Here is a 24582-nt window from a genome sequence, read left to right as displayed (position 1 = left end):
TTCTCATAAAGCTAGACCTCGGCACCGAGCCTCTGGCTGATGACGGTGGACACGCCGTCGCCCCGCATTGTCACTCCGTAGAGGGCGTCCGCGACTTCCATGGTCCGCTTCTGGTGCGTAATGACAATCAACTGGCTGGACTCCCGGAGCTCTTCGAAAATCGTGATGAGCCTGCCCAGGTTCGTGTCGTCCAGCGCCGCTTCCACTTCGTCCATGACGTAGAAAGGCGAAGGCCGCGCCTTGAAAATCGCGACGAGCAGCGCCACAGCGGTGAGTGACCGTTCGCCGCCGGAAAGCAAGGACAATCGTTTGATCTTCTTGCCGGCAGGCCGTGCTTCGACCTCGATGCCGGTGGTCAACATGTCATCGGGGTCCGTCAGCACCAATTTGCCTTCCCCGCCGGGGAAGAGCCGGGCAAAGACGTGGTCGAACTGCTTGGAAGTATCGGCGAAGGCCTCGGCAAAGACCTGTTGGACGCGCTTGTCCACTTCCTTGATGATGTCCAGAAGGTCTTTGCGACTGGATTTAAGGTCTTCCAGTTGCGTGCTCAGGAATTGGTGGCGCTCCTCGAGTGCGGCAAATTCCTCCAGCGCCAGGGGGTTCACTTTGCCAAGGGCGGCGAGGTCCCGTTCGGCCTTGCGGAGCCGTTTCTCCTGCTCGGCGCGGACAAAGGGAACACCCTCGGCGATGGCGTTCCCGTCCTCGTCCACCGGAGCCCGGAGTTCGGCCCACTTGTCGACGGAAGCGGCGGGCACGGGAACGGGCTGCTCCGGGCCGAAATCGGCCACGAGTTGTTCCGCCGAGAGCCCGAGCTCCTCGATGGCGCGCGTTTCCAACGCTTCGATCCGGAGCCTTTGCTGGGCCCGGGCGAGTTCGTCGCGGTGGACCGAATCCGTCAGCCCGGCCAGTTCGTGGGCCAATTTCTCGTTGCTGCTCCGGACATCAGCGAGTTCCTTTTCGCGCTGCTCCCGGACTGCCTCGGCGACATCGCGGTCGCGGGCGGCCAGGTCCACTGAAACATCGACGAACCGTATGGCCTGTTCGACGGCGGAAGCGACTGCGGCGGCCCGCTCGGCTTGCGCTTTGCGGCGCATCGCCCGGCGCGCTGCCTCCTCGCGTGCACGCCGTTCGCTCGCGGCGGCCCGTTCGAGGGATGCAGCCCGGTTGCTGGTGGCGGCGAGCTGTTCCTCGGCACTCCGCAACCCGAGCCTGACTTCCATCTCACGGGAGCGGGCATCACTGGCGGCCCTGGCCAAGGCATCGCGGTGTTCCGTGGAAGGCTCTTCCTCCTGCGGGGCCTCTTGTGCCGCGGCCAGCCGCTCCGCCGCAAGCTCAAGTGATTCCTCTGCCACGGCGATGTTCAGTTCGGCTTTGGCCAGGGACTCCGCCATTCGATCGCGTTCCGCGACGGCGCTGCGCACTTGGGAATTCAGGTGGCCAAGCCGTTCCGCGACGGCAGCCAGGCGGGCATCCGAATCGTGAAGTTTGTCCAGCGCCGCGTTCGCCCGTTCCTGGGCATCGGCGCGGCGTGCTTCGGCTCCAGCCAGGGCGAACTTGCCCCTTTCAAGACGGGCGGTGAGCTCCCGGAGCCGGGTCTCGGCGTCGTCCACCGCGGCCTGGACCTCAAGAAGCGACGGCGCCGTCGCCGATCCGCCGTCCACCGTCAGTGCCCTGAAGACGTCGCCTTCGAGGGTCACCGCAGTGAGGCCCGGGTTGCCGGCAATGAGGCTTGCCGCCGCACGCAGGTCGTCGACGACGGCGGTGCGCGCCAGGAGGGTCAGCGCGCCACTTGCTTCGGGAGCGTCCGTCGCCACCAACTCGGCGGCCCAGCGCACACCGTCGGGGAGCGTCGGCAATTCGTGCTGCCCGGGCCCCGGATCCACGGTGGGCACCGCGCCTGCCACCAAAAGCGAGGCACGTCCGGCGTCGGCGTCCTTCAACAACTGCATCGCGGCGACGGCCCCCGCACCGTCGGCCACCACGACCGCGTCCGAAGCACTGCCAAGCGCTGCGGCAACGGCGGTCTCGTACCCGGACTCCACCGTCACGAGGGAAGCAAGCGAACCCAGGATGCCGGGGTGGTCCGAGGACAGAAGCCGCGAAGAGCCATCCTTGCGGTTGAGGCCAAGCTGCAGAGCATCGCGGCGGGCGGTGAGCGCATCGCGTTCGCGGACTTCGTCGCGTTCGGCGGCTTTCAACGCTTCGATCTCGGCGTTGATTTCGTCAAGAAGGGCGCTGGCGTCCTCGTATTCGGCGTCGAGGCTTTCTTCGCCGTCTTCAACGCCGGCCACTTGGGACTCAAGGGCCGTGAACTCGCTTTGCGCGTGGCGACGCCGCTCTTCGCCGGCTGCCAGCGAGTCCCTGAGCCTGCCCAGCTCAGCCTCGGCCGCTTCGGCCCGGGAACGTGCGGCAGCCAACTGGCCGACGAGTTTCGCAAGGCCTTCACGGCGATCGGCTGCCGCCCGCAGCACTGCTGTCAGGCGTTTGTCCTCGGCCGCGGCCAGGTTCTCGGCTTCCTGTTTGGCTGCCGTGGCCTCGAGGAGGCCCGCTTGCTTCGCCAGGATGTCGTGCTCCAGCTCCGACTGTTCCTGCCGGACCCGGGCGGCCTGCCGGTCCAGGTGGTCCGGGTCGCGGCCTGAATCCGGGGCAACATCGGAAGAACCGAGGAGGCGGCGGCGTTCGGTAGCGAGTGATCCGAGGGCGCGAAGCCGGTCCCTCGCGGCGGACAGCTGGTACCAGTTGTCCCTGGCCGCGTTGAGCCTGGGTGTGGCCTCAGCCGCGAGTTGCTCAAGGCGGATCTGGCGTTGACGGCCTGCACCGAGCTCCGATTCGACTACCTCGCGGCGCTCTTTCAGGGCGGCTTCGTCGGCCACGTCCTTCTCCAGCGCGCGGGTGAGCCGGACAAGATCATCCGCCAACAGCCTGGATTTTGCGTCGCGTACATCGAACTGCACGGTCTGGGCGCGGCGGGCGACTTCGGCCTGTTTGCCCAGCGGCGTCAGTTGACGGCGGATTTCCGCCGTGAGGTCGCCAAGGCGTTGCAGGTTCGCCTGCATGGCCTCCAGCTTGCGGACGGTCTTTTCCTTGCGGCGCCGGTGCTTGAGGATGCCGGCGGCTTCCTCAATGAATCCCCTGCGGTCCTCGGGAGTGGCGTGCAGGACACGGTCCAGCTGGCCCTGGCCCACGATCACATGCATTTCGCGGCCGAGCCCTGAATCGGAGAGCAGTTCCTGGATGTCCAGGAGGCGGCATGGCGAGCCGTTGATGGCGTACTCGGAGCCGCCGGTCCGGAACAGCGTGCGCGAAATGGTGACTTCGCTGTATTCGATCGGCAGGGCGCCGTCGGCGTTGTCGATCGTCAGCGCAACGTGCGCCCGGCCCAGAGGGGGCCGCCCCGAGGTGCCGGCGAAGATGACGTCTTCCATTTTGCCGCCGCGCAGGGTCTTGGCACCTTGTTCGCCCATGACCCAGGCCAGGGCGTCAACCACATTGGACTTGCCCGAACCGTTGGGGCCGACAACGGCGGTGACGCCCGGCTCGAAGTCGAACGTCGTGGCCGACGCGAACGACTTGAATCCCCGGACAGTCAAACTTTTCAGATGCAAGGTGTTTCGGATCTCTTTCAATGTCGCCGGTGGCTACTTTACGGCTAAATCTACTGCCCGACGGCGGAAATCCGCGGATTTGCGGGGCAAACCCGCGAATCCCTGCTACCAGCGGCCGTTGCGCGGCTTCGGCTGGCAGATCGGGCACGTGTACGAGGAGCGGTTCATGAATTGCTCGCGTTTGATCACGCCCGGAAGTCCGACTGCGGAACAACGCCTGCACGGCTCGCCCGCCCGGCCATAGGCATCCAAGGACCGGGAGAAATATCCCGAAGCTCCGTTGACATTGACGTAGAGCGAATCAAAGCTCGTCCCACCGGCGGCGAGGGCATCGCTCATGACGTCCTTCGCGGCGTCGACGAGCCTCAGCGCATCGGCCCGCTTGAGGGTGTCTGTCGGCTTGGCGTAGTGGAGCTTGGCCCGCCAGAGGGATTCATCGGCGTAGATGTTGCCTATCCCCGAGATGACGCCCTGATCCAACAGGGCCCGCTTGAGCCCGGTCTTGCGGGATTTGACCTTGCGGTAGAAGTCGTCGAAGGAAAAGTGCGGGTCCAGCGGATCGCGGGCGATGTGCGAGGCTTCTTCGGCAATTTCGGGAAGGGGCGTCTCGCCCTGGCCGCCGGGACCGCCATCGGGCGTCGGTACAAGCGAGGTGACAAAGAGTCCGCCGAAGATCCGCTGGTCCACGAATCGCAGCTGCTCAGGCATGCCGTCTGCACTGCTGAGGCGGAGGCGGACTTTGAGGTGCTTCTCATCGGGAACCCCGGGATCCTGCATGAGGAGCTGCCCGCTCATGCCGAGGTGCGCCATGAGCGCGACGCCGGGAAGCGCTTCGGGGGAATTTATTGTGCCGCCGGGTTCCTCGGTCCGCAGGGGCATCCACAGGAACTTGCCGCGGCGGACGACGTCCAAAACCGTGGAGTTCTCAAGGTTGCCGATAAAGTCTTCGGTGCCCAACGCGTGGCGGCGGATGGAGCGGGGGTCCAGGACGTCCACGCCAGTGATGGTCCGGCCTCGCACCCAACGTGCTAGGCCGCGGCGGACCACTTCGACTTCGGGCAGTTCCGGCATGGGGAATCAGGCGCTGTGCGCGGGATCAGACGAGGCGTCGGCTTTGCTGTTCAGCGTGACCTTGCTGTTAAGGGTGCGCCACGCGTCTGCGGCGGCTTCCTGCTCGGCTTCCTTTTTGGAGTGGCCGGCGCCTTTGCCGTAGGCGGTGCCGCCGATCTGGAGGACGGCTTCGAAGGTGCGGGCGTGGTCCGGACCGGAGCCTTCGACCGCATAGTAGATGGACCCGAGCTGACGGCTGGCGGCAAGCTCTTGCATGCTGGTCTTCCAGTCGGTGCCGGCCCCAAGGGCTGCGGCGTCCTTGAGCAAGGGACCAACGAGTCGCATGACGAGTTGCCGGGCGGTCTCAATGTCGTTGGAAAGATACGTGGCGCCGATGAGCGCTTCCATGGTGTCGGCAAGAATTGACGACTTGTTCTTACCGTCGGTGAGCCTTTCGCCCTGCCCGAGGTAGATGAATTCGCCGATGCCCAGGTCCCGGCCGATACCTGCGAGGGCGCGGGTGCTGACGACGGCGGAGCGTCGCTTCGCGAGTTCGCCTTCCGGGAGTGCCGGGTTGTCGCGGTACAGCGAATCGGTCACGGAGAAGCCCAGGATGGAGTCGCCGAGGAACTCGAGGCGCTCATTGGTGGGAATCCCGCCGTTTTCATACGCGTATGAACGATGTGTCAGAGCAAGACGAAGCGTCTCGGCATCAATGGAGACACCGAGACGCTTCAGAAGCTCTTCAGTTGAAGACATCCTTGTCAGCCTTGTGGCGGATTTAGACGTCTGCGACCTTGCGGCCCTTGTATTCAAGGAACAGCGCGGTCCCGGCAGAGTCGGTGACGACCTTTGCCTGGTGCGGCAGGCTGTAAACAACCTGGCCGTTTTCGATGGTCTTGACCAAGTTGGGGGCAGTTGCCTTCCACTGGGCACGGCGGGCGCGTGTATTTGCGCGAGACATTTTCCGCTTGGGAACAGCCACGGCTATCTCATTTCTCTTTTAGTCAGCACTTACTAATCAGTTTGCCGGTCGGTCTTAGCCAGTTCAGCTAGGGCAGCCCAGCGAGGATCCAGGTCCTCGTGGTGGTGCCCCGGCTCGTCTTCCAGACGCACTCCGCATATTGAGCAGAGGCCCTGGCAGTCTTCCCGGCACACCGGCTGGAACGGCAGCATGGTTACAACCGCGTCCCGCAACACCGGTTCAAGATCGATTAGATCGTGCTCGACTCGACGTTGCTCTTCATCGTCTTCTTCGTCCGAAAGCTCCACGCCCTCATAGAAGAAAAGTTCTTGCACATTGACCTCAAGGTCATACGCAAGGGGATCCAGGCATCGTCCGCACTCGCCCTTGACTTCAGCGAATACGGTTCCAGATACCAGAATTCCTTCGTGTACGGCCTCAAGCCTCAGGTCGAGCTCGATATCCGAGCCTTCCTGAACGCCAATGAGTGCCACGCCAAGGTCACTTGGCGCGGGTACATGTTCCGTGAGCGTCCGCATGCTTCCTGGACTACGTCCGAGGTCCTTGACGTCCAGCGTCAAAGGCGAACTTGCATCTCGCTTAATGAGAACTCCTGTAGAACATATGACCGACGTACCATCTTAGCCTGAACGCATGAACGGACTCAAACCGGGTCAATTGCAACGCGTTCTGCCCGAGGTACCGATCCAGCTTACCCGTTGTGCGGCGACTCCGCAGCCGACCCGCCAGCGAGGAGCCTCCTGAGCACCGATTTGGGCACGAAATCGGAGACATTGCCGCCAAGGAGGGAGATTTCCTTGATCAGCGTGGACGACAAGTGCAGGTAGTGGGCCTCCGCGGGAAGGAAGACGGTCTCGACGCCGGACAACTGGCGGTTCATGGTGGCCATGGGAAGTTCGTAGTCAAAATCCGAGGACGAACGCAGGCCCTTCACGATCGCGGAAATTCCCCGGTGCCTGCAGTATTCGGCGAGCAGTCCCTCACCCATGGGCTCCACAATGATCCCCCGCAAGGAAGCCAGGGTTTCCCGGGCCATGTCCATGCGCTCTTCCAGGCTGAAGCGGTACTTCTTCGCGTAGTTGGTGGACACCGCAACGACGACTTCATCGAACAAGCCGGCGGCCCTTGCGATGACTTCCAAATGTCCGTTGTGGATGGGGTCGAAGGAGCCAGGGCACACAGCGCGTCTCATGGTTCGAACCTACCCCATCCGGGGCCGCAGGCACTATGGCGATACCATGGCTGGAACGGCGGGCCGGAGGAGCCGGAAGCCAGCACCCAGGAAGGCAGCCCCACAGTGACGAGCCCGGCCTCTCTTAGCCAGAACACGTCCGCCGCGCCTTGGCAGCGAGCCGCCAGCGGAGCCAACCTGCTATCGGCCGACGGCAGCCTCGGAGTGACCATCTTCGAAGAAATGACCACCCTGGCAATGTCCACCGGCGCCATCAACCTGGGCCAGGGATTCCCGGACGAGGACGGGCCGGCGGAAATCAAGGCAGCAGCACAGGCGGCCATCACGGCGGGAGCCAACCAGTACGCTCCAGGCAAAGGCATCCCCGAACTTCGCGAGGCCATCGCCGCACACCAGGAACGCTTCTACGGACTGACCCCCGACCCGCAGACCGAGGTCATCGTGACCACCGGGGCCACTGAAGCAATCGCCGCGTCGCTGCTCGCATTCATCGAACCGGGCGACGAGGTCCTCACCTTCGAGCCCTTCTACGACTCCTACGGCGCCATCATCGGGCTTGCCGGGGCCAAGCACGTAACCGCTCCCCTGCTGGCACCGGACTTCCTTCCGGACGTGGATGCCATGGAATCGGCATTCAGCGAACGCACCAAGGTTGTCCTCCTCAACAACCCGCACAATCCCACGGGCGCGGTCTTCCCTCGCGAGGTGCTGGAACGCGTCGTCGAGCTCGCCCGGAAATACGATGCCGTGATCCTCAGCGATGAAGTCTACGAGCACCTCACCTTCGGCGTGCAGCACCTTCCGATCGCCGGCATCCCGGGAGCGGCCGAGCGGAGCGTCACGATTTCCTCGGCCGGCAAGACGTTCTCGTTCACCGGTTGGAAGATCGGATGGCTCAGCGGACCTGCCCACCTGGTGGCGGCGATCCGCACCGTCAAACAATTCCTCAGCTACAGTTCGGGCACCCCCTTCCAAAGTGCGATCGCCGTAGGCCTTGCCTTGCCCGATGAGTTCTACAGCGGTATCGCGTCCACCCTCCAGCACAAGCGGGACATCCTGGCCGAGGGACTACGGGCCGCCGGCTTCGGCGTCTACACGCCGCGGGGAACATACTTCATCAACGTGGACACCGCGCCGCTGGGCATCAGCGACTCCGTGGACCTGGCACGAAAGTTGCCGGAGCTCGTGGGAGTGGCGGCCATCCCCGTTCCGGTGTTTTGCCACCCGGAAGGCGCGGAGAGGACGCGCAGCCTGCTCCGGTTCGCGTTCTGCAAGAAGACCGAAGTACTGGAAGAAGCGGCCGCAAGGCTGGCCACCCTGCGGGACAAGCTTTGACCATGTCCGCCGGGCAAATCCACGAGGGACAGCGTTTCCTCCGGACCACCGGCCAACATGCCGCGATCGAAGCCGACACGTTGATCGACGGCGCTTACATCCTGCGCATCGGAGACGCCGAGCAATCCCACGTCAATCTCGCGGAACCGGCGGAAATCTTCTACGAGTACCTGCGCAGGATCGGCCATGTGGTGGATCTCGCCGCGCCAGCCGGGCAAGCCATCACTGTCCTTCACCTCGGAGCGGGGGCCTTGACCCTGGCCCGCTACATCGAGGCGACGAGGCCCGGTTCGGATCAGCACGCCGTCGAGCTCGAACGTGAATTGCTCGACTTCGTGCTGCAGAAGTTGCCCATGCCGGACGGCACCCGTTTGGCGACCCATATCGGCGACGCGCGCGAAGCCCTCGCCGAGCTGCCCGCGGAACTCGAGTTCGACGTCGTGATCCTGGACATCTTCTCCGGTCCGGATGCTCCGGCGCATATCGCCTGCCGGGAGTTCTATGAAGAGGCCGCGGCGCGGCTCCGGCCCGATGGAGTCCTCATCGTCAACGTCGGCGACGAGGCGGCCCTGACCCTGGTACGCAGCCAGGTTGCCGCGATGCGCCGGGCGATGCCCGACGTTGCCGCGTTCGCCGAGAGCGGCATGTTCGCCGGCCGCTACCCCGGCAACATCATCCTGGTGGGAACGCGCCGGCCCTGGCCGGCCGAGTGGACAGCGGAACTCCTGGCCCGGGGGCCGCACCCGGCAGCCGTGCTGAGCGGCGTGGAACTGGACAGGTTATCGGGCTAGCGCCGCACCTCCCGGTGCCGCGCTACACGGGTTCGGCGAACCAGAGCTTGGTTTCGCCGTACTTCTTGTCGGCAAACCGTTCCAAGGTGTCCGGCCAGTCCGGTTCCGGGGACCGCGAGGAACGCTCGACGACGACCACCGCGCCTTCATCGAGGTGGAACGCGAGCTTGGCGAGGACGGCCTTGAGGGAAGGCTCATCCAAGGGATAGGGCGGATCCAGGAACACGAGGTCCCAGAGAACGTCATCCGCCGCGCGTTCCAGGAAGGACTCCACTTTGGAACGAGTGACGGAGACTTTCCTGCGTCCGAGCACCTGGTTGGCCATGTCCGCGTTCCGCTGGCAGACCTCGGAGGCGCGTGCGTCGAATTCCACGAGTTCGGCAGAGCGCGCGCCCCGGCTGGCACTTTCGATGCCGAGCGAACCCGAACCCGCATAAAGATCCAGAACCCGGGCATCGTCGATGGCGTCAAGCGCCTCGAGCCGCGAGAACAAGGCTTCCTTGACCCGGTCCGTGGTGGGCCTGGTGGCGTTTCCGGGGACGCTGACCAGCGGGTTGCCGCCGACCATGCCGGCAATGATCCTGCTCATCGGCCAACCCCTGGGGCTGCGCACACCGCCGTGCCTTCCGGCGTGGAATCCTTAGCCGCGTTCAAGGAACGCCTCCTTTTCGGGGTTCAGATATTCGTCAATTGCGGCCGCCAGGGCCTGCTGGCCCTCAAGTCCGGGATCGTTGGCAACGAGCCCTTGGGCATCCGTGCGGGCGCGGGCGATCACGTCCTCATGCTCCAGGACCCGCAACAGTTTAAGCGTGGAGCGCCCGCCGGATTGCGAGGCGCCGAGGATGTCGCCTTCGCGGCGCAGTTTGAGGTCTTCCTGGGAAAGTTCGAAGCCGTCGGTAGTGGACGCGACGGCGTCAAGGCGCCTGCGGCTGGGATGGCCGGGTTCGAGCGTCGTGACCAGCAGGCACGTGCCCGGAAGACCGCCGCGGCCCACCCTCCCGCGGAGCTGGTGGAGTTGCGAAATGCCGAAGCGGTCGGCATCAAGGATCACCATCAGCGTGGCGTTGTGGACGTCCACGCCCACCTCGATGACGGTGGTGGACACCAGCAACTGGGTCTGGTTGGCGGTGAACGAGGCCATGGTTTCGGACTTGAGCGCCGGATCCTGCCGTCCGTGAAGGGGCTCCACCCGGACGCCGCGCAGGGCCGGTTCCTGGCCGAGGGTTTCGACGACGGCGGTCACCGAGGCGAGCTCGCGCGCCGGGCCCTCGTCCGAAAGTTCGGCGTCGCTTGGTTCCGCTTCGCCCGGGCTGAAGTCGCCGTCGTCGTCGTCTCCGATCTTGGGACACACGACGTAAACCTGGTGACCGGCGTCGATTTCTTCCCGCGACCGTTTCCAGATCCTGGCCGCCCAGCCCGGATTCTCCGCGAGTCCGACGACGTGGGTGGAGATGGGTGCCCGGCCCGCTGGAAGTTCGTCGAGCACGGACGTCTCAAGGTCACCGAACACGGTCATGGCAACTGTGCGCGGGATCGGTGTGGCGGTCATCACCAGCAGGTGCGGCGGCCGGTTGGCTTTGGCCCGCAGGGCGTCGCGCTGCTCCACCCCGAAGCGGTGCTGCTCATCCACCACGATCAGGCCGAGGTCCTGGAACGAGGTTTTGTCGCTCAACAGTGCGTGGGTGCCGATCACGATCCCGGCGTTACCCGACGCCGCGTCCAACATGGCCTGCTTGCGGGCCGCCGTCGGCATGGAGCCCGTCAGCAAGGCGAGCTGGACCGACCCGGGCCCGCTCCCCGTCCCGCCGTCCAACGATCCGGCGCCACCCAGCATCCCGGCGCCGCCGAACAAACCGTCGCGGGCCAGCGTGCCCAGGGTCCTCCGGATGGAATCGAAGTGCTGTGCCGCGAGCACCTCCGTGGGGGCCAGCAATGCCGCCTGTCCGCCGGCGTCCACCACTTGCAGCATGGCCCGCAATGCCACGATCGTCTTTCCGGAACCGACCTCGCCCTGCAGCAGGCGGTTCATGGGCGAGTCCTGCGCGAGCTCGTGGGAAAGCGTCTTTCCCACGGCGGCCTGGCCGGCAGTCAGCGTGAACGGCAGCTGCCGGTCGAAGGCAGCAAGGAGCCCTTCGGGCAACGGCCGCCGGGCGGTGGCCTCCTCGGCAGCCAACTGGGCCCGGCGCCGCGCCAGCGCAGTCTGCAGAACGAGTGCCTCCTGGTAGCGGAAACGGTCACGGGCACGCTGCCAGTCCGCTGCCGTTTCCGGGGAATGGATCAGCCGGTACGCGTCCCCTACCCCCAGGAATTTCTCCCGGGACGCGATTTCGGCAGGCAGCGGATCCTCGATGCTGTCCACGTCGATGGTGTCCAGCAGCGTGGTGATGACTTTGTGGATGGACCAACTGGTGAGCTTCGCGGTGGCTGGATACACGGGAATGGGCATTGCGGCCAGCTTTTCCGGATCGACGGAACCGGCCAGCTCCGGGTCCTCGTCGAGCAGGATGAAGTCCGGATTGGTCATGCCCAGTGATCCGCCGTAGCGGCTGACCTTGCCTGAGAACATCACGCGGCGCCCCGGCTGCAGTTCGCTGCGGGCGCGGAAGCCGTTGAAGAAACTGATCTTCAACGTTCCGGGAATCTGCTCGCCGCTGGCCTCGTCCGTGACCACGACGTCCGTCAACGATCCCCGGCGTGCCCGCATTTGCCGGGTTGAATTGGACAGGACCCTGGCAATGAGGGTGGCCTCTTCATCCAACGGCAGTTTGCTGATGGGCGTCAGCTCCCCACGGTTCAAGTAACGGCGGGGAAAGTAGTTCAGCAGCTCCCCGACAGTGTCCAGGCCGAGGTGCTTCCCGATGACGGACGCGGAGCGTTTGCCGATCCGCCGCTCGAGGGGAAGGTGGAGCTCAGTATTCATGCCCGTGCTGGCCTGCCGGAAGGCCTGGGTCGCGCGGCATCGAGAGCTGGCTGACGGAGATGTCGCTAGGGTCGCCGAGTGAACGGATGACGGCCACAGCGGCGTCAGCTTCCGGAACGTGAACGTGCACGCGCCACCGGTAGCTGGCTTCTGCAGCGTCTTCATCGTCATCGTCGTCCCCGGCACCGTTCGGTCCCGACGGGTTGCTCGCGCTGCCCACCTGGCTCATGATGACGGAGTCGCCGAGTTCGTCCAATCGCTGACGGAGCGTGGCAGCGGCCAAGGGTGAAAGGCTGATGGTGCACATGACTTCGACGCCGTCGTCGGCAGGCATCGCGGCGTGGATATGCGGATCCTGCAGGTCATAGCCGTGCAGCCCGTCCAGGAGCTCATCCTGGAGTTCCTCGCCGAGCACGGCCGAGCGCAGGCAGTCCAGGATCAGCAACATGCCCACCCCGCCCGCGTCCACTACCCGGGCGGCGTGCAGCGGGGCGAGTTGGTCCTCGGTTTGCACCACTGCATCCAGCGCGGCATTGACGGCGGCGTCGAGGGCCAGGCCGAGCGCTTGGTTGCTGTCGTCCCCGTTGTGCGCGGTATCGCATTCGCCGGCTGCCCTCGCGGCAGCTTCGAGGACGGAAAGCATGGTGCCCGGTACAGGCTCGCTCAAGGCCGACCAAGCCCGGATCTGGGCCCGGTTCAAGGCGGCGGCAAGCAGCGGCGCACTAAGGCGCGTGTGCCCTGCCAGCGGCTCAGCCAGGGCGCACAAAAAGACGGCAAAGAGTGTCCCGGAGTTCCCCCGGGCTTGTTCCATGGCGGCCCGCCCCGCCGCGGCCAGAACGACGCCGACGTCGTTGACCGGCTCGTCCGCGGTGGAACGGTCAGCGAATGCTGCCGCAGCCGCGCGGACCGTGAGGTAGAGGTTGGTTCCGGTGTCGCCATCTGCCACCGGGAAGATGTTGATGGCGTTGAGACGGTCGCTGTGGTTCCCGAGCGTCGTCTCCGCTTTGCCCAGCCACCGCTTCATGGCGTGCGTATTGGCGGCAATCTTAGTCTGCAAAGTGATCCCATCCCACGGTGTCAGCGGGCATTCCCGCTATCCGGACGCCGCTGTGCTGCCCTTCGGCAACGGCCTGGATCGAGCCTATCGCAGTGAAGCCGGAAGGTAGCTGAACATTTGCTGGAAATGTCGCCAGCAGGCCATGGTCCTCCCCGCCACCCAGGATCCATTCCATGGGATCCAGGCCAAGGGGAGCCGAGGCAGCTTCCAAGGGAGTGGCGAGGGCCTTGAGCGCGATGGAGTCGAGGTCGAGTACGACGCCGCTGGCTTCGGCGAGGCGGCCGCCGTCGCGCAAGAGCCCGTCCGAGACATCCATCATGGCGGTTGCTCCTGCCTTGGCACCCAGTGGTCCTGCGGCGAGGGGCGGCTGCGGCCGGCACTGGCTGTCCATGAGTGCGCGCTGGGCAGCGTTCAGCTGGCCCACGGGTATGGTGCCTTCGAGGAGGGCAAGTCCCGCTGCAGCGCGTCCAACAGTTCCGGCAAGGGCCAGGATGTCCCCGGGAAGGGCCCCGGAGCGGAGGACGGCAGGGAGCCCGTGCATCGTCCCGACGACGGCGACGGTCACCGCGATCTCGCGGCCACGGCCGAGGTCTCCCCCGGCGACGGAACAATCGGGCGCCCCCAGTCCGACGATGCCGGCCGTCAGGCCATCGGCGAAGTCCTCGACCCACGGCACCGGAGTTCCGGGCGGCATCGTCAGGCTGACCACGAGGGATACGGCCGTGCCGCCCATCGCGTTGATGTCGCTGAGATTCTGCGCCGCCGATTTCCAGCCGACGTCATACCCGGTGGTCCGGTATCCGTTGTTCCATTCCAACCGGAAGTCCTGGTCCTGGGTCTGGGTGTCGATGGAAATCAGGGTCCGGCCATCCGGGGCAGCGACGACGGCGGCGTCGTCGCCCGGCCCGAGCAGCACGCTGCTGCTGTGGTTCAGGCGCGGGAAGATGCGTGCGAGGAGCTCACCTTCGGAGAGCTCACCGACAGTCTGTTGTTCTATGGACACAGCTCTACGCTATCGCGAACCGCCGACATCAAAGGGCTGTCCGCTGGCCCCCGCTTCCCCGATCCTCGGACTGCCGCAGCCGCGATAGGCTTGATCAATGCAACAAACGAAAGCCGCTGTGTACGTTCGCGCCCTGTGTTCATTGACAGCCGCGGCGGTTTCGGTCCTTAGCCTTGCAGCATGCTCGCCCGTGGTCGACGTCCAGCCCGCGGCCGATGCAGCGAATGCCGCCTGCGCGCCCATGATGGTGGCGCTCCCGGACACGATAGGCGATGCCGCGCTGCGGAAGACCAATAGCCAGGCCACGGCGGCATGGGGCGACCCGTCCGTGCTGATTCTGCGTTGCGGGGTCAATGTGCCCGGCCCCACCACGGACCGCTGCGTCACCGTGAACGACGTCGACTGGGTCATCAAGGAAGGCAATCCGGTATGGACCCTGACCACTTATGGTCGCGAGCCCGCCACCGAGATCCTCATGGACCCGAACAAGATCAGCTCCGCCACGGTCCTTGCGGACCTTGCACCGGCGGCGTCGAAGATCAAGGCCGTCCGCAAGTGCGTCGGCCAGCCTGAGCTGCTGCAGAACCTGCCCAGCGGCGCCCCCGGCAAGTAGCGGGCCAGCCGCAGCCGGCTGTCAGCGCAGGCCGGTTTTGCGGTTGAGCGCCAGGTAGATGAGCTCGTCGATCAACTCGGCGTAGCCCAGCCCGGAGGCCGCCCACATTTGCGGGTACATGCTCTTCGGGGTGAATCCCGGCATCGTATTGATTTCGTTGATGATGAGTTCGCCATCCGGCGTGTAGAAAAAGTCCACGCGGCTGAGGCCTTCCGCGCCGACAGCATCGAAGGCAGCCGCTGCGAGCTCACGGACGCGTGCAATGGCCTCGTCGGGAATATCGGCCGGGCAGCTCAGGGCTGCGGCACCGTCCTCCACATATTTGGCGTTGAAGTCGTAGAACTCGTGGTCCCCTGGAGCCACGGCGATTTCCCCGGGCATGGAGGTTCGCGGGGCCGCCGTGCCTCGTCCTTCCAGGACGGCGCACTCGATTTCGCGGCCCACAATGCCGGCCTCGATCACCAGCTTGAGGTCGTGCCTCCGTGCTTCGTCGATGGCGGCATCCAATCCGTCCATCGAGTCAACCTTGGAAATCCCCATCGAGGAACCGGCCCGGGAGGGCTTCACGAACACCGGAAAGCCGAGGCGGTCAACACGCTTGCGCACGGCTTCGGCGTCGTTGATCCAATCACGGTCGGTGACTGCGACATACGGTCCCACCGTTAGGCCCGCGGCCTCGAAAACGACCTTCATGAAATGCTTGTCCATGCCGACGGCGGATGCCAGGACTCCCGCTCCGACGTATCGGGTGTCGGAAAGCTCCAAGAGCCCCTGGATGGTGCCGTCCTCGCCCCAGGGCCCGTGAAGGAGCGGGAACACGACGTCCACGGAACCAAGTTCCTCAGGCACCGCGTTCGGCGCCGTGACGATCAATTGGTGAGCTCCACCCACCTCGGCAAGGGTGACGGTCCTCCCCGAAGGAGGCACCTCAGGCAAGGCCGTTGCGCTCAGCGACCACTGGCTGATGTCAGCGGACGGGATCACCCACTGGCCCGACTTGGCGATCCCGATGGGGACGACGTCGTACTTGTCTTTGTCGATGGCGCCCATGACGCCGGCCGCCGTCACGCAACTGACTGCATGTTCGCTGGACCGGCCGCCAAAGAGTACGGCGACGCGGGGCCGCCGGTGAGCGGCCGGCGTCGCGGACTCGGCAGTTCCGGTGGAAGCAGCAGTCTCGGCAGTTCCGGCAGACAGGGATTCTTCGGTCACAGTCAGTAATCGCCTTCGGACTTCAGGGAGCGGGCCAGGAGTCTGGGCCCAAGTTCATCAACGGACAGTTTGCCTTCGAGGACGGCTACCACGGCCGCGGTGATCGGCATGTCGACACCGAGTTTTCCGGCTAGTTCGTAGACAGCGTACCCGGATTTGATGCCTTCCGCCGTCTGCGTCATGCGCTCGGTGACCTGGTCCAGCGTCAAACCTTCGCCGAGCAAGCGTCCTGCCGTATGGTTCCGGGACAGAGGCGAAGAGCAGGTGGCAACGAGGTCTCCCAGCCCGGCAAGGCCTGCCATGGTGCGCGCCTCGCCACCCAGGGCAAGCGCCAACCGGGAGGTTTCCGCAAGGCCGCGGGTGATCACCGATGCCTTGGTATTGTCGCCCATTTGCTTGCCTTCGCAGATGCCGACGGCGAGGGCGATCACGTTTTTCACGATGCCCCCGATTTCGACGCCCACCACGTCGTTGCTCGTGTACGGGCGGAAGTACGGTGCGGTGCAGTAGAGCGCGAATGATGCAGCCGTTGCTTCGTCGCTGCATGCCACCACGGAGGCCGTGGGTTCCCGGCGCGCGATCTCCATGGCCAGGTTGGGGCCGGAAACGACGGCGACCCGTTCCTGCGGAATGTCGAGTTCCTCGGAAATCACCTGGCTCATGCGGGAATCGGTACCGAGTTCAAGGCCCTTCATGAGGGAAACGACCACGGCGCCGGGAGCCACGAGTGGTTTCCATTTGCGCAGTTGAAGCCGAAGCGACTGCGCCGGCACCGCCAGGATCACGATCCCGGCGCCCGCAAGGACCTCGGCCACGTCCGTGGAGGCCGTGATGGAATCGGGCAGCGCAATGTCCTTCAAGTACTGGGCGTTACGGTGCTCCGTGTTGATCTGGGCAACCACTTCGTCCCGCCGGCCCCAAATCCGGATGATCCGCTCCGCACCGGCGGCTATCGCAGCATCCGCCAGGACCTTCGCGAACGTGGTACCCCAGGATCCCGCGCCAAGCACTGCGACCACGCCGGTGTCGGCGACGAGTTCGTCTCCGGAGGTCACTTCTGTCCATCCGAACCATCGGTGCCCGATGTTCCTTCAGTCGCTTGGAAGCGGCCGTGCTTCGACTGGTTGTGGGCAGCAGGGTCCCAGCGCTCCTCGGGCGGTTCTTCCCCGCGCAAGGTAGCCAGAAGTTCCGTGATGGCACCCATGATGACGTCCGTTGCCTCGACCAGGGTGGCCCGGTCCAGTGGCCGGCCTTCGAAAGCGCTGAGGTCCACGGGATCGCCTACCAGGATGCGGGAGGTCTTCCTCGGGAAGACATGCAGGCGTTTGGCGTACCGCGGGAACACCTCATGGGCACCCCAATGGGCAATGGGAACCACGGGGGCGCCGGTCTGAATCGCGAGGCGGGCAGCTCCCGTGTGGCCCTTCATCGGCCACAAATCGGGATCGCGCGTCAGCGTGCCCTCCGGGTAGATGATGATGGCCCCGCCGGCATCAACCACTTCCTGTGCGGCTTGCAACGAGCGGTTCGCCCCCGTCGTCGAGCGCTCCACGGGAATCTGGTTCGTGGCGCGCAAAAGGTTACCGAGGACGGGAGCCTTGAAGAGGCCAGCTTTCGCGAGGAAATGCGGTGGACGCTTCATGTTGTAGAGCATGTGCCCCACCACAATCGGGTCGATTTCGGTGCAGTGGTTCGGAGCCGCAATGAAGCCACCCGCGGGGAGCTTTTCGGTCCCCTCCCACTTCTTTGCCATGAGGATGTTCATAAGCGGCCGGGCAACTCCCGCAAGAACAGCGAACATGGCACGGCTCTGGGCCGATTCCTTCAAGGTATCCCCCGTTACTTGGATTCGGTGAGGTCGAAATCGGCGCCCAGCCCGGCAAGCTTTTCAGTGAAACGCTCGTAGCCGCGGTTGATGATGTCGATCCCGGTCACCCTGGACGTACCGGTCGCGGCAAGCGCCGCAATGAGGTGGCTGAATCCGCCACGGAGGTCGGGAATGTCAATGTCGGTGCCCCTCAGCGGAGTAGGTCCCGAGACGACGGCGGAATGCAGGAAATTGCGCTGGCCGAAGCGGCATGGCACGCTTCCAAGGCATTCGCGGTGGACCTGGATGGTTGCGCCCATGCGGGTCAACGCGTCGGTGAAGCCGAACCGGTTCTCGTACACGGTTTCGTGGACGATCGACACGCCTTCAGCCTGCGTCAAGGCGACCACGAGGGGCTGTTGCCAATCGGTCATGAAGCCCGGGTGCACGTCCGTTTCAAGGACGAGGGGGCTGAGCTTTCCGCCGGGGTGGTAGAAGCGGATGCCGTCCTCGCGGATGTCCATGCCGCCGCCCACCTTGCGGTAGGTGTTGAGGAAAGTCATCATGTCCCGCTGGGAAGCACCTTCAACGAAGATGTCTCCACGGGTCACCAAGGCGGCGGAAGCCCACGACGCCGATTCATTGCGGTCTGCGAGGGCGCGGTGGTCGTAGCCGCCCAGATCCCGCACGCCCTCGATCCGGATAGTGCGATCGGTCTGGACGCTGATGATGGCGCCCATCTTCTGGAGCACCGCGATGAGGTCGATGATTTCCGGTTCGGTGGCGGCACCGCTCAGTTCGGTGATGCCCTCGGCGCGCGTGGCGCTCAGCAGGACTTGCTCCGTAGCTCCCACCGACGGGTACGGGAGGGAGATCTTCGCGCCGTGGAGTCCCTTGGGAGCGGAGATGTGGATGCCGCCCGGGCGCTTTTCGACGACGGCGCCAAACTGGCGGAGCACGTTCAAGTGGTAGTCGATCGGCCGGTCGCCGATCTTGCAGCCGCCGAGATCCGGGATGAATGCTTCGCCGATGGCGTGGATCAAGGGACCGCACAGCAGGATCGGGATGCGGGAGTCCCCGGCGTGCGCGTCGATCGCAGTACTGGAAGCCGTCTTCGCATTCTTGGGATCCAGGGTGAGATCGCCGGTGACGGGATCCTTCTGGACAGTCACGCCATGAAGCTGCAACAGGCTGGTGACGACCTCCACGTCCTTGATCTCCGGAACGTTCCTCAACACCGAGGGTTCGTTGCCGAGGAGGGAAGCCACCATGGCCTTGGGAACAAGGTTCTTGGCACCTCTGACGGTGACGCGGCCGGTCAGGGGGACGCCGCCGCGGATTGTCAGAACACTACTCATCTATACCGGTTTCCTCACGAGTTGATGCCCCCACACTTACGAAGGCTCCAGCTAAGCATAAAAGCTGGCGTTACCGATTCGAAATGGAGGGGCGTGGCGAAGGCGGGTTTGTTGGTGCTGAAGGGGACGGAAACGAGCGCTGGAAGCAACTCCGCACCCCGAAAGGACGGGCGCACCCGGTAGTTCGGGCGCCCGGGTCCTTAACTGGTGCTGTGGCGCGGGGAGCCCTCCGGCGCGGCGCGTTCGCTCACGTTTTCGCAAGGGTTTTCCACATAGGACGACGGCGGGCTGGCCCCCGGATACGGTGCCCCTAAGGCTTGACGCATGCCACCATTCCGGCCCGATCCATGGGTAACTCCGCATTCCGACCCCGACGACGACCATGGAGGGCGCACGGTCGCAAGAATGGCCCGGCGCAATGAGCTCGTCCGGATTAGACGGGGCTTGTATCTTCCGGTCAGCCGATGGAGGGAACTCGAGCCGTGGGAACAGTTCCGCGTCAAAATCCAAGCCGTGAACGACGCCGCCCGCAAGCCGCCGGTCTTCTGCGGCCAATCAGCAGCCGCATTGTGGGGCCTTCCGCCGATCGAGGTGCCTGACGAAGTCGAGACACTGGTCATGCCGGGTCCAGGCGGCGGCAGGTCCCGGAATGGAATCAGGCGCCGTTTGGCCTTGCGGGAGGATTGCGAAGTTGTGATGCTGGACGGCCTGCGGGCTACTTCCATGGACCAGACCATCAGGGACCTCGCCGTCATGTTGCCCCTCACTGGATCGTTGCCGGCAGCGGACCGCGCAGCATCGATCTGGAGGCAATCGGGGCGATCGCCGGACGATTTCGGCGAAGGAGTCCTGTCGCAACTCGGTGGGCTGAGCAAAGTCAAACAACGGCGAGTGCAAAGGGTACTTGCGGCGGCTGATCCCGCGTCCGGTTCGCCGGGCGAATCATTGAGCCGCGCAGTAATGATACTGGCCGGCCTTCCGGAGCCCGAACTGCAGGCGCCGCACCGCGACTCCCAAGGGCTCATCGGATACTCGGACTTCCACTGGCCGGAACACGGCGTCGTCGGCGAATTCGATGGCTGGGCGAAGTACAGTCGGGGCGAGTTCCTGGCCGGACGCAGCCCCGAAGATGTGCTGAAGGCCGAAAAGATCCGGGAGGACCGCCTGAGGGCAGCGGGATTGACCGTAGTCCGCTGGATGTGGACCGCAGCGAAGGACGGTGCCGAACTCTTGTCGAAGCTGCACAACGCGGGGATCAAACCATGAACAGATCCCCGCGAAGCGCTCCACGCACACGAAAAGGACCGGCGCACCCGTTCCTTCGGGTGCGCCGGTCCTTTCAAGGTGCGGAAGCTACTGGATGCGAGCTACTGGGTTCGAGCTACTGGGTTCGCGCCGGCAACGTCTTCGGCTTGAAGGACGGCCTCGTCGCCTCGTAGGCCGTGATGTCTTCCTCGTGCTGGAGCGTCAGCCCGATGTCATCCAGTCCTTCCAGGAGGCGCCAACGGGTGTAGTCATCGATCTCGAAGGGTGCCACGACGTTACCGCACTCAACAGTCTTGGACACGAGGTCCACTTTGACTTCGGTGCCAGGCGCGTTTTCGAGCACCTTCCAGATCAACTCGATGTCGTCCTGGGCAAGCTCGGCCGCCAAGAGCCCTTGTTTTCCCGAGTTGCCGCGGAAAATATCCGCGAACCGCGAGGAGAGCACGGCTTTGAAGCCATAGTCCTTCAGTGCCCAGACGGCGTGCTCGCGGGATGAACCGGTACCGAAATCGGGTCCCGCCACCAGCACGGAGCCGGCGTTGAAGGGTTCCTGGTTGAGGATGAAGGACGGGTCCTTGCGCCACGCTGAGAACAGCGCGTCCTCGAAGCCGGTACGGGTAATCCGCTTCAGGTAGACCGCTGGAATGATCTGGTCCGTGTCCACATTGCTCTGGCGCAGCGGGACACCGATGCCGGTGTGGGTGGTGAACTTTTCCATGGGGCCCTCCTAGGCGGCGTCGGTGGTAGTGGATGCGGAAACGGAGGCGGGCTCCAGGTCCGAGGGCGAGCTCAGCGTTCCGCGTACTGCCGTGGCTGCAGCGACTACCGGCGAAACCAGGTGGGTACGTCCGCCCTTGCCCTGGCGTCCTTCGAAGTTGCGGTTCGAGGTGGATGCGCAGCGCTCCCCCGGTTCCAGTTGGTCCGGATTCATGCCCAGGCACATGGAGCAACCGGCGAATCGCCATTCAGCGCCGAACTCCTTGAACACCTTGTCCAAGCCCTCGGCTTCGGCCTCCAGACGGACGCGAGCCGAACCCGGAACCACGAGCATCCGGACCTTCGGGTCCTTTTCCCGCCCCCGGATGACGTCGGCCGCGGCACGGAGGTCCTCAATGCGGGAGTTGGTGCAGGATCCCAGGAAGACCGTGTCCACCCGGATGTCCTTCATGGGCGTGCCGGCCTCGAGACCCATGTACTGCAAGGCCCGTTCCGCGGCCAGCTTGGCGTTCTCGTCACCGAAGTCCGCGGGGAACGGCACGGCCTCGTTGAGCGAAATCCCCTGGCCCGGGTTGGTCCCCCAGGTCACGAACGGCTCCAAGGTATCGGCGTCGAGGTCTACCTCGACATCGAAAGCGGCGTCGTCGTCGGTGTGCAGCGTGTTCCAATATTCGACGGCGGCATCCCACTCCTCGCCCTGGGGGGCGTGCGGGCGGCCGTACATGTAGTCGTACGTCGTCTGGTCCGGAGCAACCAGACCGGCGCGGGCGCCGGCTTCGATGGACATGTTGCAGATGGTCATGCGGGCATCCATGGAGAGGGCCCGGATGGCCGAGCCGCGGTACTCGAGGACGTAGCCCTGCCCGCCGCCGGTGCCGATCTTGGCGATGACTGCCAGGATGATATCCTTTGCCGACACGCCCGGACGCAGAGTGCCTTCAACGTTGATGGCCATGGTCTTGAACGGCTTGAGGGACAGCGTCTGGGTGGCCATGACGTGTTCCACCTCGGAGGTGCCGATGCCCATCGCGAGTGCCCCGAAGGCGCCGTGGGTCGAGGTGTGGGAGTCGCCGCAGACAACCGTCATGCCGGGCTGGGTGAGGCCCAGCTGCGGGCCGACAACGTGCACAATGCCCTGCTCGGCGTCGCCAAGCGAGTGCAGGCGGACTCCGAACTCCTTGCAGTTGTTGCGCAAGGTCTGGATCTGCGTGCGGCTGGTCAGATCGGCAATCGGCTTGTCGATGTCCAGCGTCGGCGTGTTGTGGTCCTCCGTGGCGATGGTGAGGTCGGGGCGGCGCAAGGGTCGCCCGGCAAGGCGCAAACCCTCAAAGGCCTGCGGCGAGGTCACCTCATGCACGAGGTGCAGGTCGATGAACAGAAGATCGGGCTGGGCGTTGGCTCCTTCGCCTTCGCCCTTGCGCACCACGTGCGCATCCCAAACTTTCTCGGCCAGTGTCTTTCCCACGGCCTGCTCCCTTCACTGCGGTTGGCTTGACTACTTCCACTGAACATCAGCGATCCGAACTACGCCAGCGAAACAACTTGCATCTCAGATATTGAGACGGCAATATCATTACATGGACAATTCTAGTGGAGTCGGCGTCATCGATAAAGCGGCCCAAGTGCTCGACGCACTTGAGGCGGGGCCAACCACCTTGGCTCAACTTGTGGCAGCAACGGGACTGGCCCGCCCCACAGTGCACCGGCTGGCGCTGGCGCTCGTCCACCACCGCCTCGTGAGCCGCGACATCCAAGGACGCTTCGTCCTCGGCAGCCGTCTTGTCGAGCTTGCCTCGGCGGCCGGCGAAGACCGGCTCATCGCCTCTGCCGGCCCCGTCCTGATCCAGTTGAGGGACGCCACGGGCGAAAGCGCCCAAATCTTCCGGCGCCAGGGCGACTGGCGCGTCTGCGTCGCTTCGGCAGAACGCCCGATCGGCCTGCGCGACACGATTCCCGTGGGCACCCAGCTCTCCATGAAGGCCGGCTCCGCCGCCCAGATCCTGTTGGCATGGGAAGACCACGACCGCCTCCTGGACGGACTCCAGAACGCCCGCTTCACGCCCACGGTCCTCGCGGGAGTACGACGCCGGGGCTGGGCCCAGAGCCTCGGCGAACGCGAGCCTGGCGTCGCCTCGGTTTCCGCTCCCGTGCGCGGCCCTTCCGGCCGCGTCATTGCCGCGGTGTCCATCTCAGGCCCCATCGAACGCCTGACCCGCCAGCCCGGACGGCTCCATGCCGAAGTCGTCTGCAACGCCGCCCGGGTATTGACTGAAGCCCTGCGCAAGAACAACGACTAACCGTGTCCTGTTTCCCGACTGCTTCGCCGTGGCACCCCTCTAGTAGAGGGGCGCAGGTAGGGTAGGCGCATGAACAGCTTTGCCGTGTTCCTGCGTGGGATCAACGTGGGCGGGATCAACATCAAAATGGCCGACCTCAAAGCGGCCCTGACGGCGTATCCCTTCAGTGACGTGAAGACCCTGCTGGCCAGTGGCAACGTGGTGCTCAAGAGCGAGCTAGGCGCCGAGGGACTCAAGGAGCAGTTTGAGAAGTGCCTGAGGGAAGCCTTTGGCTACGACGCCTGGGTGGTGGTCCTGACCGCCGAAAGGGTGGCCGAACTAGTCGAAGCCTGCCCCTATCCGGCTGACGACAAAACCACGCACAGCTACATCACCCTCGCCTCTGACACTGCCATGTTGGACGAACTATTCGACGCCGGCACGGCTCTCGGCGCACCAGGGCAGGGCGGCGTCGAGCATGTCCGGCTGGGTCCCGAGGCCTCGGCTTGGCTCGCCCCGGCGGGAGGCACCCTGGACAGCCCCTTCAGCAAGCTCGCCGCGAAGGCACGTTATAAGGCGAGCACCACCACCCGGAACCTGCGCACGCTCATCAAAGTCAGGGACGCCGCGAAAGCCCTCCAAAAGACCACCTGAGTGCCACCAGTACCAAACTCCCCAGCTTTGAGATGGGAAAGCGTTTGCGACACGGCGAGTCCCGCTATTCCCGGACTTTCCCGCGGCAAACACGGGGAGAAAGGTACGGCGTCCGATGTTCCATCCAACCGAGACAAAGAAAAATCCCCCGGAACCTGTTGGTTCCGGGGGATTCATTGGTGACCCCAGCGGGATTCGAACCCGCGTTACCGCCGTGAGAGGGCAGCGTACTAGGCCGCTATACGATGGGGCCTTGCACTTTGTTTTACCACTTTTGTGAATTCCGCTTCCGGCATTCAAGCTGAATGAGTATTTCACACATTCAGCCTTGTTTCAAATCGGCGAACCGATGAGAAACTCCGAATTCCCGCACAAATATGCGGATTATTCAGAGCTGGGATACCAGGACTCGAACCTAGAATGACGGTACCAGAAACCGTAGTGTTGCCAATTACACCATATCCCATTGGCACTTTTAGGCCGGATTCGACGGCGTAAACCTTCGCTCCGTGCCCCTCAGCACGAGTAATTACTTTACCCGAGACTTTCGATGCACACAAATCGAGCACGCAGGCGCGAGGCCGGCCCGGCCCCCGTCCCGAGCGAACGGACGAACTAAGAAAAACCCTTGCAATCGACCGGATCGTAGGTTTACTCTCGGTAAGTTACCAATCGGTAACCAACGCCACGCACTTGTTTCGTGGCACAGCTCCAGGCCGAAACGCCTGTTAGCTGCGTCAC

22 protein-coding genes and 2 tRNA genes are annotated in these 24582 nt (G+C 64.6%); 6 read left to right on the top strand and 18 right to left on the bottom strand.

The genetic code is table 11. The features are described from left to right. Positions 1–11: 11 nt before the first annotated feature. From smc to coaD, 6 genes are all read right to left on the bottom strand, one after another. Complete coding sequence (smc, locus tag ACSBOX_RS07990; RefSeq protein ID WP_442545538.1) at positions 12–3605, bottom strand: chromosome segregation protein SMC; 3594 nt, start codon at positions 3603–3605, stop codon at positions 12–14. 105 nt (positions 3606–3710) lie between these two features. After that, positions 3711–4676, bottom strand: coding sequence for a bifunctional DNA-formamidopyrimidine glycosylase/DNA-(apurinic or apyrimidinic site) lyase (gene mutM / locus ACSBOX_RS07985; protein WP_442545537.1), 966 nt, complete (start codon positions 4674–4676; stop codon positions 3711–3713). A gap of 6 nt (positions 4677–4682) precedes the next feature. Continuing rightward, positions 4683–5414 (bottom strand): ribonuclease III, encoded by a 732-nt coding sequence (gene rnc / locus ACSBOX_RS07980; RefSeq protein ID WP_442545536.1) that lies wholly within the window; start codon positions 5412–5414, stop codon positions 4683–4685. Positions 5415–5436: 22 nt separating this feature from the next. After that, entirely contained in the window at positions 5437–5640 is a 204-nt protein-coding gene (gene rpmF, locus ACSBOX_RS07975) for a 50S ribosomal protein L32 (RefSeq protein ID WP_028264646.1), read from the bottom strand. Between the two features lie 32 nt (positions 5641–5672). Continuing rightward, positions 5673–6200 (bottom strand): YceD family protein, encoded by a 528-nt coding sequence (locus ACSBOX_RS07970; RefSeq protein ID WP_059387665.1) that lies wholly within the window; start codon positions 6198–6200, stop codon positions 5673–5675. 131 nt (positions 6201–6331) lie between these two features. Further along, positions 6332–6832 (bottom strand): pantetheine-phosphate adenylyltransferase, encoded by a 501-nt coding sequence (coaD, locus tag ACSBOX_RS07965; protein ID WP_442545535.1) that lies wholly within the window; start codon positions 6830–6832, stop codon positions 6332–6334. A 105-nt stretch (positions 6833–6937) separates the two neighbouring features. Here coaD and ACSBOX_RS07960 point away from each other — a divergent pair, with 105 nt between their 5' ends. Further along, on the top strand, positions 6938–8167 hold the full coding sequence (locus ACSBOX_RS07960) for an aminotransferase class I/II-fold pyridoxal phosphate-dependent enzyme (protein ID WP_442545534.1): 1230 nt from the start codon (positions 6938–6940) through the stop codon (positions 8165–8167). A 2-nt stretch (positions 8168–8169) separates the two neighbouring features. Beyond that, complete coding sequence (locus ACSBOX_RS07955; RefSeq protein WP_442545533.1) at positions 8170–8958, top strand: spermidine synthase; 789 nt, start codon at positions 8170–8172, stop codon at positions 8956–8958. A gap of 22 nt (positions 8959–8980) precedes the next feature. On the opposite strand, the gene rsmD is transcribed toward ACSBOX_RS07955, so the two are convergent. The 4 genes from rsmD to thiL are packed head-to-tail and all read right to left on the bottom strand — an operon-like array spanning position 8981 to position 13938. Next, positions 8981–9547 (bottom strand): 16S rRNA (guanine(966)-N(2))-methyltransferase RsmD, encoded by a 567-nt coding sequence (rsmD, locus tag ACSBOX_RS07950; RefSeq protein ID WP_442545532.1) that lies wholly within the window; start codon positions 9545–9547, stop codon positions 8981–8983. Positions 9548–9598: 51 nt separating this feature from the next. After that, on the bottom strand, positions 9599–11878 hold the full coding sequence (locus ACSBOX_RS07945) for an ATP-dependent DNA helicase RecG (RefSeq protein ID WP_442545531.1): 2280 nt from the start codon (positions 11876–11878) through the stop codon (positions 9599–9601). Then, positions 11868–12902, bottom strand: a complete 1035-nt coding sequence (locus ACSBOX_RS07940; RefSeq protein ID WP_442545986.1) for a DAK2 domain-containing protein — start codon at positions 12900–12902, stop codon at positions 11868–11870. Before ACSBOX_RS07940 ends, ACSBOX_RS07945 begins: the two co-directional genes overlap by 11 nt. A 22-nt stretch (positions 12903–12924) precedes the next feature. Further along, the gene (thiL, locus tag ACSBOX_RS07935) at positions 12925–13938 is read right to left on the bottom strand and encodes a thiamine-phosphate kinase (protein WP_442545530.1); all 1014 of its coding nucleotides are present in this window, start codon (positions 13936–13938) and stop codon (positions 12925–12927) included. 97 nt (positions 13939–14035) lie between these two features. Here thiL and ACSBOX_RS07930 point away from each other — a divergent pair, with 97 nt between their 5' ends. Continuing rightward, complete coding sequence (locus ACSBOX_RS07930) at positions 14036–14551, top strand: DUF3515 family protein (protein WP_442545529.1); 516 nt, start codon at positions 14036–14038, stop codon at positions 14549–14551. A gap of 21 nt (positions 14552–14572) precedes the next feature. Here the strand turns inward: ACSBOX_RS07930 and ACSBOX_RS07925 are convergent, their stop codons facing one another. The 4 genes from ACSBOX_RS07925 to murA are packed head-to-tail and all read right to left on the bottom strand — an operon-like array spanning position 14573 to position 18928. Further along, complete coding sequence (locus ACSBOX_RS07925) at positions 14573–15763, bottom strand: D-alanine--D-alanine ligase family protein (protein WP_442545528.1); 1191 nt, start codon at positions 15761–15763, stop codon at positions 14573–14575. A gap of 2 nt (positions 15764–15765) precedes the next feature. Beyond that, positions 15766–16818: an NAD(P)H-dependent glycerol-3-phosphate dehydrogenase gene (locus tag ACSBOX_RS07920; RefSeq protein WP_442545527.1), complete on the bottom strand. Its 1053-nt coding sequence runs from the start codon at positions 16816–16818 to the stop codon at positions 15766–15768. Then, on the bottom strand, positions 16815–17591 hold the full coding sequence (locus ACSBOX_RS07915; RefSeq protein WP_442545526.1) for a lysophospholipid acyltransferase family protein: 777 nt from the start codon (positions 17589–17591) through the stop codon (positions 16815–16817). The genes ACSBOX_RS07920 and ACSBOX_RS07915 overlap by 4 nt, the downstream gene beginning before the upstream one ends. Before the next feature lie 11 nt (positions 17592–17602). Next, entirely contained in the window at positions 17603–18928 is a 1326-nt protein-coding gene (gene murA / locus ACSBOX_RS07910; protein WP_059387657.1) for a UDP-N-acetylglucosamine 1-carboxyvinyltransferase, read from the bottom strand. 513 nt (positions 18929–19441) lie between these two features. Here murA and ACSBOX_RS07905 point away from each other — a divergent pair. Then, a complete protein-coding gene (locus ACSBOX_RS07905; RefSeq protein WP_442545525.1) occupies positions 19442–20194 on the top strand; it encodes a hypothetical protein in 753 nt (250 codons plus the stop codon). A 115-nt stretch (positions 20195–20309) separates the two neighbouring features. Here the strand turns inward: ACSBOX_RS07905 and leuD are convergent, their stop codons facing one another. Together leuD and leuC are read right to left on the bottom strand one after the other, a co-directional pair. Next, the gene (leuD, locus tag ACSBOX_RS07900; protein ID WP_059387656.1) at positions 20310–20912 is read right to left on the bottom strand and encodes a 3-isopropylmalate dehydratase small subunit; all 603 of its coding nucleotides are present in this window, start codon (positions 20910–20912) and stop codon (positions 20310–20312) included. A 9-nt stretch (positions 20913–20921) separates the two neighbouring features. Next, positions 20922–22376, bottom strand: a complete 1455-nt coding sequence (gene leuC, locus ACSBOX_RS07895; protein WP_078108588.1) for a 3-isopropylmalate dehydratase large subunit — start codon at positions 22374–22376, stop codon at positions 20922–20924. Between the two features lie 112 nt (positions 22377–22488). On the opposite strand from leuC, the gene ACSBOX_RS07890 reads away from it, so the two are divergent. After that, positions 22489–23208 carry an IclR family transcriptional regulator gene (locus ACSBOX_RS07890; protein ID WP_028264661.1) on the top strand — a complete coding sequence of 240 codons (720 nt, stop codon included), beginning with the start codon at positions 22489–22491 and terminating at the stop codon, positions 23206–23208. Positions 23209–23277: 69 nt separating this feature from the next. Beyond that, positions 23278–23841 carry a DUF1697 domain-containing protein gene (locus tag ACSBOX_RS07885; RefSeq protein WP_442545524.1) on the top strand — a complete coding sequence of 188 codons (564 nt, stop codon included), beginning with the start codon at positions 23278–23280 and terminating at the stop codon, positions 23839–23841. Positions 23842–24018: 177 nt separating this feature from the next. Here the strand turns inward: ACSBOX_RS07885 and ACSBOX_RS07880 are convergent. Both ACSBOX_RS07880 and ACSBOX_RS07875 read right to left on the bottom strand, forming a co-directional pair. Beyond that, positions 24019–24094, bottom strand: a tRNA-Glu gene (locus ACSBOX_RS07880). A gap of 141 nt (positions 24095–24235) precedes the next feature. Further along, positions 24236–24307 (bottom strand) — tRNA-Gln (locus ACSBOX_RS07875). Positions 24308–24582: the final 275 nt, after the last annotated feature.

Source organism: Arthrobacter sp. KN11-1C (assembly GCF_052180225.1).
GTDB lineage: Bacteria > Actinomycetota > Actinomycetes > Actinomycetales > Micrococcaceae > Arthrobacter.
The sequence above is the reverse complement of the archived record's forward strand: the minus strand, read 5'-3'. Positions and strand labels throughout refer to the sequence as shown.

Coding starts and splice junctions, on each gene's coding strand:
- mutM (WP_442545537.1), bottom strand. CDS start 4,676: ATGCCGGAACTGCCCGAAGTCGAAGTGGTCCGCCGCGGCCTAGCACGT.
- rnc (WP_442545536.1), bottom strand. CDS start 5,414: ATGTCTTCAACTGAAGAGCTTCTGAAGCGTCTCGGTGTCTCCATTGAT.
- coaD (WP_442545535.1), bottom strand. CDS start 6,832: ATGAGACGCGCTGTGTGCCCTGGCTCCTTCGACCCCATCCACAACGGA.
- ACSBOX_RS07955 (WP_442545533.1), top strand. CDS start 8,170: ATGTCCGCCGGGCAAATCCACGAGGGACAGCGTTTCCTCCGGACCACC.
- rsmD (WP_442545532.1), bottom strand. CDS start 9,547: ATGAGCAGGATCATTGCCGGCATGGTCGGCGGCAACCCGCTGGTCAGC.
- ACSBOX_RS07945 (WP_442545531.1), bottom strand. CDS start 11,878: ATGAATACTGAGCTCCACCTTCCCCTCGAGCGGCGGATCGGCAAACGC.
- ACSBOX_RS07940 (WP_442545986.1), bottom strand. CDS start 12,902: ATGAAGCGGTGGCTGGGCAAAGCGGAGACGACGCTCGGGAACCACAGC.
- ACSBOX_RS07930 (WP_442545529.1), top strand. CDS start 14,036: ATGCAACAAACGAAAGCCGCTGTGTACGTTCGCGCCCTGTGTTCATTG.
- murA (WP_059387657.1), bottom strand. CDS start 18,928: ATGAGTAGTGTTCTGACAATCCGCGGCGGCGTCCCCCTGACCGGCCGC.
- leuD (WP_059387656.1), bottom strand. CDS start 20,912: ATGGAAAAGTTCACCACCCACACCGGCATCGGTGTCCCGCTGCGCCAG.
- ACSBOX_RS07890 (WP_028264661.1), top strand. CDS start 22,489: ATGGACAATTCTAGTGGAGTCGGCGTCATCGATAAAGCGGCCCAAGTG.
- ACSBOX_RS07885 (WP_442545524.1), top strand. CDS start 23,278: ATGAACAGCTTTGCCGTGTTCCTGCGTGGGATCAACGTGGGCGGGATC.